Annotated in this window: 16 protein-coding genes; 8 read left to right on the forward strand and 8 right to left on the reverse strand. The window is 65.5% G+C overall.

The annotated features are described in order from the left end of the window. Positions 1–39 precede the first annotated feature (39 nt). Both AC3G7M_RS12220 and AC3G7M_RS12225 read right to left on the reverse strand, forming a co-directional pair. Positions 40–597, reverse strand: coding sequence for a cytochrome b (locus AC3G7M_RS12220; RefSeq protein ID WP_489212278.1), 558 nt, complete (start codon positions 595–597; stop codon positions 40–42). Beyond that, a complete protein-coding gene (locus tag AC3G7M_RS12225) occupies positions 594–1649 on the reverse strand; it encodes a catalase family peroxidase (RefSeq protein WP_489212279.1) in 1056 nt (351 codons plus the stop codon). Before AC3G7M_RS12225 ends, AC3G7M_RS12220 begins: the two co-directional genes overlap by 4 nt. 141 nt (positions 1650–1790) lie before the next feature. Here AC3G7M_RS12225 and AC3G7M_RS12230 point away from each other — a divergent pair, with 141 nt between their 5' ends. Continuing rightward, entirely contained in the window at positions 1791–2348 is a 558-nt protein-coding gene (locus AC3G7M_RS12230; protein WP_489212280.1) for a DsbA family protein, read from the forward strand. On the opposite strand, the gene AC3G7M_RS12235 is transcribed toward AC3G7M_RS12230, so the two are convergent. Continuing rightward, positions 2338–2634 (reverse strand): hypothetical protein, encoded by a 297-nt coding sequence (locus AC3G7M_RS12235; protein ID WP_489212281.1) that lies wholly within the window; start codon positions 2632–2634, stop codon positions 2338–2340. The genes AC3G7M_RS12230 and AC3G7M_RS12235 overlap by 11 nt on opposite strands. Positions 2635–2806: 172 nt before the next feature. Between AC3G7M_RS12235 and AC3G7M_RS12240 the strand changes: the two genes are divergently transcribed. From AC3G7M_RS12240 to AC3G7M_RS12250, 3 genes are all read left to right on the forward strand, one after another. After that, on the forward strand, positions 2807–3829 hold the full coding sequence (locus tag AC3G7M_RS12240; protein ID WP_489212282.1) for an SDR family oxidoreductase: 1023 nt from the start codon (positions 2807–2809) through the stop codon (positions 3827–3829). 102 nt (positions 3830–3931) lie between these two features. Continuing rightward, positions 3932–4297, forward strand: coding sequence for a CidA/LrgA family protein (locus AC3G7M_RS12245; RefSeq protein WP_489216042.1), 366 nt, complete (start codon positions 3932–3934; stop codon positions 4295–4297). After that, the gene (locus AC3G7M_RS12250; RefSeq protein WP_489212283.1) at positions 4294–4986 is read left to right on the forward strand and encodes an LrgB family protein; all 693 of its coding nucleotides are present in this window, start codon (positions 4294–4296) and stop codon (positions 4984–4986) included. Before AC3G7M_RS12245 ends, AC3G7M_RS12250 begins: the two co-directional genes overlap by 4 nt. Here AC3G7M_RS12250 and AC3G7M_RS12255 read toward each other — a convergent pair. Further along, complete coding sequence (locus AC3G7M_RS12255; RefSeq protein ID WP_489212284.1) at positions 4970–5515, reverse strand: GNAT family N-acetyltransferase; 546 nt, start codon at positions 5513–5515, stop codon at positions 4970–4972. The genes AC3G7M_RS12250 and AC3G7M_RS12255 overlap by 17 nt on opposite strands. A 30-nt stretch (positions 5516–5545) precedes the next feature. Beyond that, positions 5546–7852 carry a hypothetical protein gene (locus tag AC3G7M_RS12260; protein ID WP_489212286.1) on the reverse strand — a complete coding sequence of 769 codons (2307 nt, stop codon included), beginning with the start codon at positions 7850–7852 and terminating at the stop codon, positions 5546–5548. A gap of 182 nt (positions 7853–8034) precedes the next feature. Between AC3G7M_RS12260 and AC3G7M_RS12265 the strand changes: the two genes are divergently transcribed. The 4 genes from AC3G7M_RS12265 to AC3G7M_RS12280 are packed head-to-tail and all read left to right on the forward strand — an operon-like array spanning position 8035 to position 10074. Then, positions 8035–9033, forward strand: a complete 999-nt coding sequence (locus AC3G7M_RS12265; protein ID WP_489212287.1) for a bile acid:sodium symporter family protein — start codon at positions 8035–8037, stop codon at positions 9031–9033. After that, a complete protein-coding gene (locus tag AC3G7M_RS12270; RefSeq protein ID WP_489212288.1) occupies positions 9030–9668 on the forward strand; it encodes an NUDIX hydrolase in 639 nt (212 codons plus the stop codon). The genes AC3G7M_RS12265 and AC3G7M_RS12270 overlap by 4 nt, the downstream gene beginning before the upstream one ends. A gap of 15 nt (positions 9669–9683) precedes the next feature. Continuing rightward, positions 9684–9821 (forward strand): hypothetical protein, encoded by a 138-nt coding sequence (locus AC3G7M_RS12275; protein ID WP_489212289.1) that lies wholly within the window; start codon positions 9684–9686, stop codon positions 9819–9821. Between the two features lie 10 nt (positions 9822–9831). Beyond that, on the forward strand, positions 9832–10074 hold the full coding sequence (locus tag AC3G7M_RS12280) for a helix-turn-helix domain-containing protein (RefSeq protein ID WP_489212291.1): 243 nt from the start codon (positions 9832–9834) through the stop codon (positions 10072–10074). Positions 10075–10111: 37 nt separating this feature from the next. Here the strand turns inward: AC3G7M_RS12280 and AC3G7M_RS12285 are convergent, their stop codons facing one another. The 3 genes from AC3G7M_RS12285 to rsmD are packed head-to-tail and all read right to left on the reverse strand — an operon-like array spanning position 10112 to position 11314. Beyond that, positions 10112–10474: a helix-turn-helix domain-containing protein gene (locus tag AC3G7M_RS12285; protein ID WP_489212292.1), complete on the reverse strand. Its 363-nt coding sequence runs from the start codon at positions 10472–10474 to the stop codon at positions 10112–10114. Next, positions 10446–10721, reverse strand: a complete 276-nt coding sequence (locus tag AC3G7M_RS12290; protein WP_489212294.1) for a BrnT family toxin — start codon at positions 10719–10721, stop codon at positions 10446–10448. Before AC3G7M_RS12290 ends, AC3G7M_RS12285 begins: the two co-directional genes overlap by 29 nt. 50 nt (positions 10722–10771) lie before the next feature. Continuing rightward, positions 10772–11314: a 16S rRNA (guanine(966)-N(2))-methyltransferase RsmD gene (rsmD, locus tag AC3G7M_RS12295; protein WP_489212295.1), complete on the reverse strand. Its 543-nt coding sequence runs from the start codon at positions 11312–11314 to the stop codon at positions 10772–10774. Positions 11315–11316 lie beyond the last annotated feature (2 nt).

Genomic DNA, 11316 nt, shown 5'->3' on the forward strand with positions numbered 1-11316 from the left:
GGGTCCGCGATGTCCAGCGCTTTATCGGCGGGTCGCCTCTCAGCCCTTGCGCGGCCGGCCGTGCAGATCGGGTCCCATGGCTTCAAAAACCCCGTCCTGCCGCACCAGGGCATGAAACAGCGCGGCGGCCACATGCAGCAGGATGAGCGCGAAGAAGAGAAAGGCGAGATAGCGGTGCGCATCCCACAGCAGGCTGTGCAGCCCATTGTTCAGCGGCAGGATGGGCGGCACGGTCAGCCAGCCGAACAGCACGATGGGATAGGCCGCGGCCGAGAGCATCGCCCAGCCCAGAAGCGGCATCGCGATCATCAATCCGTAGAAGACGACATGCGACAGATGGGCCGCGAGCTTCATCGGTGTCGGAAAATCGGCGGGCAAGGCCGGCGCGCCGTAGCGCAGGCGCAACCCGATGCGGATCAGCACCAGGATCAGGATGGCGATGCCGAGCGGCTCATGAATCTGCACCAGCGTCAGATATGTCTGCGTGACGGTGGAGACCATGCCCACGCCGATGAACAGCATGGCGAGGATGCAGATCGCCATCAGCCAATGGAGCACGCGTTGCGGCGCTGCAAAGCGCCCGGTTCGCACGGTCATGGCGTGGCTCCAGCATTGGTATGGGGATAATGCGCCGCTTCCGCTGTGCGCCGGTCGTAGGAGACGGCGTAGGCGGCGGAACGGGCCGCGGGGAACGGGTCATCCGATGTCGCCATGCCGTGCGGCAAGATGGTGGGATCGAAATTGAGGTCGCGGCACGGCCCGTCCGGCTCGGGCTCGATCGTCTGCACGGTGAGCGTGCCGACATCGATGGTGCGCCGGTCGGCCGGCCAGGCCTTCGACGGATCGGATGTCTGGTCACCGGTGCCGGCCACCGTCACGGCCAGCGTCCAGCGCTGCGGCGATTTGGCAACGCGTTCGGTGATCTCCTGCTCCAGAGCGTCAGGCCCAAGCTTGGTGAGCGCATCGGGGGTGATCGGCACGGGCGTCGCCTGCGGAATCCAGGACCAGCGGACGATGCTTGTCTGGCCGCCCGCATTGGTGAAGGCGAAACTGTCCAGGCTATTGAACCGGTCCCCGGCATAGCTTGCGGTCCAGGTCGCGCTTTTGATCCATGTGACGAAGGTGAGAAAGCTCGGGTGCGCGCCGATGAAATTCTTCATCGCATCGGGCGCCTTGGACTTCACCGCCTGCTGCAGATCGTAGAAGCCCTGCGGCGTAGAGACGGGGAAAAAGGGGGCGGTGATCATCGCCATGCGCCAGGTCGCACCCGGTGCCGCAATCTGTAGCCCAAGGCCGCGGATCGGCACCGTGCCGTCCGGCGCGCCCAGCTCCGCGGTCGCCAGATTGAAGCGGCCGATGGCGGGATAGGTGCCGGTTGCGAGAACCGCGGCGGAGGAGAGGGCGCTCCCGGCACCATTGGCCTGGAAATCGCCGGTGAAGCAGATGCCCTTGGTGTGATTGCGCCGATGGCCAAGCGCCGGCCCACCGGGGGGCGCCAGCACATCGACGATTTTGGCCGGCGTCAGCCGATTGGGGGAAAGCCACCCGGCCGTATAGGCGAAGGCGCCTGCGCTGAGCACCATCACGCCGCCGATCACCATGAAGGCGCCGATGGCGCTCCGCTTACGCTTCGCTCCTGGTATCGTCATTCCAACCCCATATCATTCGGCCTCACGTCCCGGTATCTCTCGGCGGGCAGGCTAGTCTACGCGGAAGAGAGCGCGACGGTTACGTGGCGGCGTCGCGCGCGCACACAACGTCGTGAATGCCGTCATAAAAAGGACCATCCTATGAGCCAAGCTTCCTGGAAAGCCGATCCGCTGGTCTGGGGCCACGGGCCGCGGATATTTGAGGTTTTTCTCGAACTGACCTGCCCCTATTCGGTCAAGGCCTTCAACAAGCTGGATGCGCTGCTGAACGAGGCCGGCGAGGACCGGATCACCATCAAGATCCGCCTGCAGTCCCAGCCCTGGCACATGTATTCCGGCGTCATCACCCGTTGCATCATCGCGGCCTCCACGCTGCCCGAAGGCAAGGCCGCCGCCCGTGCCGTCATGCAGGCGGTGGGCGATCACCGCGCGGAATTCGAGTTCGAGAATCACGCCGGCGGCCCCAATATGGACGCGACGCCGCATGACATCATCGCGCGCATCGAGCGCTACAGCGGCGTCAGCCTGGCGGATGCCTTCGCCATTCCCGATCTTGACCGCGAAATCAAATGGCACAGCAAATATGCCCGCCAGAATGGCATCCATGTTTCGCCCACCTTCATGGTGGACGGGCTGATCGACCCGGCCTTGTCCAGCGGCGATGCGGTGACGGACTGGGTGGCGCGGCTTACCGCCTGAGCATTTCCGCAGCCAGCGCGGTCCATTCGTCGGCGACGGACATAACGGGCACGTCGCGGCCCGCGCGGCGATACCAGTAGCGGGCGTTCATCATATCGCCCTCCTGCCGGTGCAGATGGGCATGGATGACATCGCAATCGGCCTCGCCCTCATGGCCCTGCACCACGTCATGCGCGCGGTCCCAGTCACCGCGTCCCGCCCACCACAGGGCGAGCAGGACCGGGGGCAGGTCCGCGGGTGGCGCGCTCTGCCCCAAACTCTCCCGGAATGTCTCGACGGTCATCATGCCCCCAATCCTCGGCCTGCGGTCATCGTGGCGCCGGGTGCCAAGCCTTGGCAAGCCGGGTCGCCAGGCCACAGCCAGGCCGGCAGATGACGATGCCGCGCGCGGCTTCATCTGACCATTGAACCGGCCGCGCCCGGCTCTCACCTGCCGTCCGCGAATTGAGGAGAGCATCATGACGGATAAAACAGAATTGTCCCGGCGCGGTCTGGTCGGCACTGCGGGCCTGGGTCTGGCCGCTGCGGCGGCGGCCGTTTCCGTGACGGCAGAGACAGCGCGGGCCGATACCGTGGCGGGCGCCGAGGGTGCGACCGCCGCCCCCTTGCAGAACCCGACCACCAAATATCCGCGGCCGCCTTACCCGAAGCAGTCGCAGCCCTGGCCGGGCCTTGCCAGCAAGATGGACCCCAAGCCCGACCATGGCGAGACCAGCTACAAAGGCTCCGGCCGCCTGCTCGGCCGGCGTGCCCTGATCACGGGCGGCGATTCCGGCATGGGCCGGGCGGCGGCCATCGCCTATGCCCGCGAAGGCGCGGATGTCGCCATTTCCTATTACCCGACCGAGGAGCCGGATGCGCGCGAGGTGGTCGACCTCATCCGCAAGGCCGGTCGCAAGGCGGTGGCACTTCCGGGCGATATCCGGGATGAGGCCTTCTGCAAGTCGATGGTGGCAAGCGCCATCCAGCAGCTCGGCGGGCTCGACATTCTCGTCAGCAATGCCGGGCGTCAACAATCGCGCGAGTCGATCCTGGATCTGAGCACGGAGGAGTTCGATGCGACGATGAAGACGAACATCTACGCGCCCTTCTGGATCATCAAGGCAGCCCTGCCGCATATGCCGCCCGGTTCCACCATCATCGCGACGACCTCGGAGCAGGCCTATGACCCGTCGCCGGAACTCTATCACTATGCGCAGACTAAGGCCGCGACGATGAATTACGTCAAATCGCTGGCGAAGCAGCTGGGGCCGAAAGGCATTCGCGTGAATGGCGTCGCACCGGGTCCGATCTGGACGCCGCTGCAGGTCTCGGGTGGGGCCAGCCAGGAGAAGCTGCAGAAATTCGGCAGTATTACGCCGCTCGGCCGTGCCGGCCAGCCGGTGGAACTGGCATCGATCTATGTGCAGCTGGCGGCGGAGGATGCGAGCTACGCCAACGGCCAGGTCTACGGCGCGGCGGGCGGCAGCGGCCAGCCCTGATCGGCGCGGGCGCTTGTCCTGTAATCCGGCCAGGCTCTAAGGTCTGCGCTTCGTCGCGCTCTGCCATCGCGACTATCCAGCAAAGGCCTTTCTCCCGTGACCATGATCGGCGCCATCGCTCTGCTCTTCGTCTGCCTTGGCGCCGGCGAAGCCCTGCACCGGCTGGCGGGCATCCCGCTGCCGGCCTCCGTGATCGGGCTTCTGGTGCTCCTGCTCTGGCTGGCGATGGCGCGGCGGGAGCGTCCGATGCTGGATGGTGTGTCGGGGTGGTTGACCGCGCATCTCTCCATCATGTTCGTGCCGGCCGCCGTGGGCCTGATCAACCAGGGTCCGGCGCTGGCGCGCTATGGCATCGGCCTTGTGGTGGCCACCACCATCTCCACCCTCCTCACCATGCTGGTGACCGTCGCGGTCTTTCGCCTCGTCGTCAAACGGGTGGGGTCAGGCCCTGTCGAGGTGCCGGCATGAACGGCCTGCTCACCACCCAGGCCTTTTGGCTGGCAGTGACGCTGGTGGTGTTTGAAGGCGCGGATCGGCTCTCCCGCCGCAGCATGCGGCATCCTCTGTGCCATCCGGTGCTGCTCTCAACCCCTGTGATCATCGCCATTCTGCTGGCGACGCACACGCCTTACGCGACCTATTACAGCGCCACCTCGGTGCTCGCCTTTCTGCTCGGCCCGGCGGTCGTGGGCCTCGCCGTGCCCATCTGGACGCGGGCGCGGCTGGTGCGGCAATTGGCGCTGCCGATCACGCTCGCCCTCTGCGCCGGGGCCGTCACCGCCATCGTCAGCGCCGTCGGCATCCTCTCGCTGTTCGGCGCGCCGCGGGCAATGCTGGCCTCCATCGCGCCGCGGGCAACGACGACGCCGGTTGCCATGCAAATGGCCTCTGAGTTGGGCGGCGTGCCGTCACTCGCCGCCGTCATTGTGCTTTTCGCGGGCGTCGTGGGGGCGATGGTCGCCACACCCATCTTCAACCGCCTGGGCATTCGCGATTTCCGGGCGCGGGGCCTCGCGATCGGCGTCACCGCCCATGGTTTCGGGGCCGCGCGCGCCTTTCAGGTCGATCCGACGGCCGGGGCTTTCGCCAGCCTCGGCATGGCGCTCAACGCCATCATCACCTGCGTCATCCTCTCAGCGGTCAAACTGTTCCTGTAACCCGCCGCAGCAGCAGGATCGGGTCGCGGTGATAGAGCGCGGTCTGCTCCACCACGAAACCGAGTTTCGCCGCGACCCGCAGTGACGCCGCGTGCTCGGGCTGGATGATGGCAACGGTCTCATCACCCGGCAGGGTCGCGTCACGCCAGGCGAGTGCCGCCTCAGTCGCCTCGCCAGCAAAGCCCTGTCCCTGCGCCGACGGGCTCAGCACCCAGCCCATTTCAGGCGTGCCGTCAAACCGCGGCTCGATGTCACGCCGGTAATCGGAGAAGCCCACTTCGCCCACGAAGCGGTTATCCGCGATTGTCTCGACAACCCAATAGCCGAAGCCCAGCGCCTGCCAATGACCGATATAGCGCAGCAGCCGCGCCCAGATCTGCTCGCCGGCGTGCGGCGCGCCGCCGATATACTGCGTCACCGCCGGGTCGCTCCATAGCGCCAGGCATTGCGGAAAATGGTCGATCGTCGGCGGCCGCAGCCGCAGGCGTGGCGTCAGCAGAGTGGGATGAGTCTCGGGATGCGCGGTCATGCGCGACCACCTACCCGAGACGCGCGCGGCCTACCAGCGGCGACGTGTCCCGCCACCGCCGCCGCCGTAGCTGCCGCGATTATAGCCGCCATATTGCCGGGCCGTCTGGTCACGGTTGAGCTGGCTCCAGTTCTGGCTGCTCGTCGTCGCCGGCTTCTGATAGTTCGGGTGGTTGGCCTGCGCGCTCGTCGTCGTGGGCTTCTGCACCTGCTGCCAGGACCCGTTATTGTATTGCGACCAGCCGCTGCTCGAATGCTGGTACACATTGCCGTCCTTGCCGGCATAGACATTGCCGTTCTTGGTCTGGACGGCCGCCGCATTGCTGCCGCTGGAGGTATGGACCGCCGCACCCTGCGCGCCGTTGCTGGCATTGAAGGCCCCGGCCGTGCCACGGGCGTTGCTTGCACTCGCCGTATTCACCGTGCCGTTCGGGCCTGACACGGTGCTTGATCCCCAGCGCCCATAGGCATTGGCGTTCTGCGTGGTGCTGCCGGCGACCCCGGTGGAGGGATTATAGCCATAGGCATGGGCGCTGGCGCTGCCATTGCCCCAGACGGCGCTGCCATGGGCATAGGCGCCGGTCGAGGGGTTGTAGCGTGAGCCTGCGGCCGCCCCGCCATAGGGTCCATAGACGGCGGCGCCGCGCGCATAGGTGCCGGTCGAGGGGTTGTAGCCGTAGCCCGCGGTCGCGGTGCGGCCATAGGCGCCATAGACGGTGCCGGTATTGGCCCAGGCGCCGGTCGCGGTGTTGTAATGAACATTGCCGGCATAGGAATACGGGTAGGGGTAATAGACCGGCACATGGCCATAGGCGACATAGGGCGGATAGTAATAGCCCGTGCCATAGGCGAGAACCCCTGCGGTCACAAAGCCCATCATATAGCCTGCCGTATAGCCGTAGGTCACGGCTGCCGGGGTTGCGCTGTAAACCTGCACATAGGTCACGTTATAGACCGGGCTGGTCGGCGGAATGGTGTAGATGACGGGCGGCACGGATGTCGCCAGCGCCCAGGGACCGTTGGGTGATTTGGCAACAAACCAGGCGCCCTGATAGCAGCAGTAGTAGACGCCCGCGACATTGATCACCTGATAGGGCGTATTGGTCGCGTACAGCAGGGTCGTGCCCGGAATGGGCGCGAAATTGGGCGCGCCCGAATAGGTGACCGCCACTTTGGTCGTGCTGCGCGGCAGCGTCGCCTGGGTCGGCACCTGCGCCTTCAGCACGGCGGCCTGCGCCGCCGCCGTGCCGGGGACGGAGGCGAGCAGATTGCCATAGCTGCCGTCCGGTGACAGGCGGGAGAAGTCGGCCGGCAGATTGGGCGTGGCAAAGGTCCAGGGTCCGTACAGGCTGGCGGCGGAGAACCAGCGGCCTGAGACGAGGTAATAAAAGGTGCCGGTGGGCGTGTAGCGGAACAGCACGGCACCGCTATTGGTCACCGCCTGCAGCGATGTCTGCGGCACGGGCGTGAATTGCGGGGCGCCGGCGGTCACGATGATTTCGGCGGGCTTGGTGGAGACGAAAATGATCGGCACCAGTCCCGGCGCCGGTGGCTTGCCGGGCACGTTCTTGCGGATATTGCCGAAATTGGCGTCATTGGGAATCTTGGTGAAGGCAGCGGGCAGGGGGCCGGCCGGCTCATAGGGGCCGGTATAGGCCTGCGCCACCAGCCAGGTGCCATTGTTGAGCAGATACCAGGCGCCGCCATTGGCGGCATCCTGAATGACGTCCCAATTGGTATTGACGGCATAGGTCAGGCCGGTTCCGGCCAGCGGCGCCAGCGTCGGCTCGCCGTCGAAGATCAGCAGGCTGGCGGGCTGGGCGCTGTAAAAGATGGTAGGCGGCGTGTTGTTGATCGGCGCGGCCGCCACCGGCTTCTCGTCCAGGCTCAGCAGCACCGTGTTCAGCGGAATGATCTTTGTCGGCATCTGGGTGAGGAAAGCCGAGATGCGCGTCTGCAGCTGATAGGCCTGGCTGGTATCGAGCGACGGGAAGCTGGAGGAGATCAGCGTGGGCTGTGAAAAATAGACGACATTAGTGTCGGTATCGACCTGGGTCGCGCCTGAGACCTCGATCGTGCCCATGAAGGGCTTGGCCTGGCCGGGCGGCGTGATGGAAATAGCAGCCCGCGCCCGCAGCGTCGCGTGATTCACCCAGTCGATCGTCTGCGGCTCATAGATGATGACGGTCGCACCGTTGGCGGTCCTGATGGTATGCGGCCAGGCACCCATCGGCACGGCGCCGGCCGGGGCGGCGGCATGGGCGCCCGCACCCGTCATCGCTAAGGCCGGCAGACCGATCGCTGCCGCGCCCAGGAAAGACCGACGATCAAGCTTCACGTCTACCACCCTAATCTTCTGTTCCTGCAACGTAATCCTCCCATTCCGCCCCGGCAAGCAGGGCCGCTGGAAACCATCGGGGACACGCATGCCAGCCTTTGGCGCACCGCCTGTCACAAACGGGTAGAGCGGCTTCACCTCTGTCCTCTCTCGCGACTAGAGTGCAGCCCATGCGAAAAATCATGGCCTTCCTCCCCGACGCCTTCACCCTCTCCATTGTGGCGACGGTCATCGTCGCCTCCTTCCTGCCTTGCTATGGCGAGGGCGCGAAGATCTTCAGCGCCCTGACCACGCTCGCCATTGCGGTGATGTTCTTCATGCAGGGCGCGCGATTGTCGCGGGAGGCCGTGGTCGCGGGCCTTGGGCATTGGCGGCTGCATCTGACCATCCTGGCCGCGACCTTCGTGATGTTTCCGCTTCTGGGCTTCGGCTTCCGCGCGCTGTTTCCGCATCTCATGAGCCCGGCGCTGCTCATGGGCCTGCTCTATATCTGCCTGCTGCCCTCCACCGTGCAGTCCTCCATCGCCTTTACCTCCATCGCCCATGGCAATGTCCCGGCGGCGATCTGCTCGGCGACCTTTTCCACGCTGCTCGGCGTGATCGTGACGCCGATCATGGCAAGCCTGCTGCTCCGCACCCATGGCAGCGGCGGCGGGGGTCTGGAAAGCGTGGGCTCCATCTTTCTCGAACTGCTGCTGCCCTTCGTGGCGGGCCAATTGCTGCGGCCCTGGGTCGGCGGCTGGGCCGCGCGCAACAAGCATATTCTGAAATATACCGATCGCGGCTCGATCATCCTGGTCGTCTATACCGCCTTCAGCGCCGCCGTCATGCGCGGCCTGTGGCATTCCCTGCCGCTCTCGGGCTTTGCCGAAATCATCATCTCCAACGCAGTCCTGCTGGCCCTGGTGCTGCTCATCACCACCTTCGGCAGCCGGCTGCTCGGCTTCCGCCGGCCGGAAGAGATCGCCATCGTCTTCTGCGGCTCCAAGAAAAGTGCCGCGACCGGCGTGCCCATGGCCAATGTGCTGTTCGGTGCCTCCACCGTCGGGCTGATCGTGCTGCCGCTGATCATCTTCCATCAGATGCAGCTCATGGTCTGCGCGGTCCTCGCCAAGCGCTACGCGCGCCAGTACGAGGCGCAGCATGCCGAGGCCCTGACGGCCGCGAGCGCGGCTGAATGAGCGATCTGGAACCGGACTGGCTGCTCTGGGCGCGGGAAGTGCAGGCGACGGCGCAGACCGGTCTCGCTTTCACCCGCGACCCCTATGACCGTGAGCGGTATGAGGCGCTGCGGGCGCTGGCGGGCCGTATGCTGGCCGCCCGGACGGATGGATCGGCCGAAGGCTACGCCACGCTCTTCGCCTCTGAGGCCGGATATGCCACGCCCAAGATCGACGTCCGCGGCGCGGTCTTTGACGCAGCGGGCCGCATCCTGATGGTGCGGGAGGTGATGGACAGCAACCGTTGGACACTGCCGGGCGGCTGGGCCGATGTCAGCCAGACCCCGGCGCAAAGTGTGGTGCGGGAGGTGTTCGAGGAAACCGGTTTTCACGCCCGCGCCGTCAAGCTCGCCGCCGTCTGGGACCACGCAACCCAGGGCCATTGGCCGCCCGGCTTCTATTCCATCGTGAAGCATTTCTTTCTCTGCGAACTCACCGGCGGCGCCGCGCAGACCAGCCTGGAAACTTCCGAGATTTCTTTCTTTGCGGAGGATGAGATTCCCGCCGACCTGTCGCTCGGGCGCATCCTGCCGCGCCAGATCAGCCGCATGTTCGCCCATTGGCACGATCGCTCTCTGCCGACGGAATGGGATTGAGTAGGACATTTACGAATGAACGCCGGTCTGACGCGCCCGAAGATCATCGCTGCCGATGACAGCACCGTCACCCTTGACCGTCACGAGTGGCAGAGCTTTGTCGAAGCCTCCGATGATCTGGCATCGGTGGCGAAGTTCCAAAGCCTTTGTTGAAAGCATCGGCATGGATGAGGTCCGCCACCTCAACCATACCGGCCCGGAAGCGCCCAGAATGCTCGATGGTGTTTCGCCCAGTACGATCCGGCGTGAGCGCGCAGGGCTAACTCAGCGAGCCCTGGCGGAAGCAGCAGGGATCAGTCCGAGCTGTCTGGCCGAGAGTGAGACGGGCAAAAAGCCCGGAAGTCTCGCCGCCATGACCGCCATCGCCCGTGTACTCCGGGTGCCGGTCGAAAACCTGATGGTGTAAAGGCAATCACGGCGCGCTAAGGCGTCAAACTGAAGACTTAGCGTGCCAGCGCGCGCGTGACCGCTTCAGGCTCGGCCGCGATCACGCGCAACAACACGCGTGCGGGGCCTGTGGGCTGACGATGCCCTTGTTCATAGTTGCGGATCGTATCGACACTGAAACCGAAACGCCGGGCGAACTCTGCCTGACTGAGGCCCAGACGTTCCCGCAGGCCGCGCACCTCGCGCGCCGCATCGCCAGGATGCACCAGCTGCGCCTGAGCCAGCTCCGCATCAGTAAAAGCTGTGTCCCCATCCTGCGCGATCTGAACAGCAATCTCGGCATCTGTCGTTTGCCGCAGCTTGGTCCAATCAATCGTGTCGAGATCGACCTCAGCCCGCTGGCGCCGCACGATAGCCATCTCTCTCCCTCCGATTTGCCAGTCTCAAACTGATGATCCGGCGACACTCCTGACGATCGGTATAGACACAGACGAGGCAAAGACCTCTGACCGCACCGATCGCTTTGACACGCTGTTCGCCATAATCCCGTCGCGCGTCGACCATCTCCAAGGTCGGACCATCGAACATCGCCATGGCCAGATCGAAGGGTAGCCCGCGCTCGGCCAGATTCCTGTCGCTCTTCGCTTGATCCCACTCGAAGATCATAGGCGAAACTACGTCAGTGACGCATATCCGTCAATGACGGATATTGGCCATCACCACCGCCACACGCACACCCTGGCCGCGCCGAAACTCCGGTCGGCAAGCAGATCGGCTTCGACCGGGGGCGGCTCGTCTGCACCGACTTCCGCGACGATCAGCGCGCCGGGCGCGATCCATCCTGATGCGGCGAGCGCGGTGAGAGCGGCGGGCACAAGACCCAGACCATAGGGCGGGTCTAAAAAGACAACGCTCGCGGGCTGACCCCGCGGGGCTTTCCGCGCATCGGCCACGATAACGGTCGCGCCGTCCTCGGCCTTGCAGGCGGCGATATTGGCCCGCAAAGCGGCGACCGCCGGCTTGCCGTTTTCGATGAAGGTCACCCGCGAGGCACCGCGCGACAGCGCTTCCAGCCCCAGGGCGCCGGTGCCGGCGAAGACATCCAGCACATGCGCGTCGCGCAGGCTGCCCTCAGCCCAGGGACTATGCATCAGCATGTCGAACAAAGCCTGGCGCGCGCGGTCACTGGTCGGGCGGGTGCCGTCGCCTAACGGTGCGGTGAGCCTGCGTCCGCGCAGCCGCCCGGCAATGATCCTCAACC

Source organism: Acidisoma sibiricum (genome assembly GCF_057837225.1).

Excerpts from the sequence above, each read along its gene's own strand:
- AC3G7M_RS12245 (WP_489216042.1), top strand. The coding sequence starts at position 3,932 with ATGATCGGCGCCATCGCTCTGCTCTTCGTCTGCCTTGGCGCCGGCGAA.
- AC3G7M_RS12265 (WP_489212287.1), top strand. The coding sequence starts at position 8,035 with ATGGCCTTCCTCCCCGACGCCTTCACCCTCTCCATTGTGGCGACGGTC.
- AC3G7M_RS12285 (WP_489212292.1), bottom strand. The coding sequence starts at position 10,474 with ATGGCTATCGTGCGGCGCCAGCGGGCTGAGGTCGATCTCGACACGATT.
- AC3G7M_RS12230 (WP_489212280.1), top strand. The coding sequence starts at position 1,791 with ATGAGCCAAGCTTCCTGGAAAGCCGATCCGCTGGTCTGGGGCCACGGG.
- AC3G7M_RS12255 (WP_489212284.1), bottom strand. The coding sequence starts at position 5,515 with ATGACCGCGCATCCCGAGACTCATCCCACTCTGCTGACGCCACGCCTG.
- AC3G7M_RS12220 (WP_489212278.1), bottom strand. The coding sequence starts at position 597 with ATGACCGTGCGAACCGGGCGCTTTGCAGCGCCGCAACGCGTGCTCCAT.
- AC3G7M_RS12275 (WP_489212289.1), top strand. The coding sequence starts at position 9,684 with ATGAACGCCGGTCTGACGCGCCCGAAGATCATCGCTGCCGATGACAGC.
- AC3G7M_RS12250 (WP_489212283.1), top strand. The coding sequence starts at position 4,294 with ATGAACGGCCTGCTCACCACCCAGGCCTTTTGGCTGGCAGTGACGCTG.
- AC3G7M_RS12280 (WP_489212291.1), top strand. The coding sequence starts at position 9,832 with ATGGATGAGGTCCGCCACCTCAACCATACCGGCCCGGAAGCGCCCAGA.
- AC3G7M_RS12290 (WP_489212294.1), bottom strand. The coding sequence starts at position 10,721 with ATGATCTTCGAGTGGGATCAAGCGAAGAGCGACAGGAATCTGGCCGAG.
- AC3G7M_RS12240 (WP_489212282.1), top strand. The coding sequence starts at position 2,807 with ATGACGGATAAAACAGAATTGTCCCGGCGCGGTCTGGTCGGCACTGCG.
- AC3G7M_RS12235 (WP_489212281.1), bottom strand. The coding sequence starts at position 2,634 with ATGATGACCGTCGAGACATTCCGGGAGAGTTTGGGGCAGAGCGCGCCA.
- AC3G7M_RS12225 (WP_489212279.1), bottom strand. The coding sequence starts at position 1,649 with ATGACGATACCAGGAGCGAAGCGTAAGCGGAGCGCCATCGGCGCCTTC.
- AC3G7M_RS12270 (WP_489212288.1), top strand. The coding sequence starts at position 9,030 with ATGAGCGATCTGGAACCGGACTGGCTGCTCTGGGCGCGGGAAGTGCAG.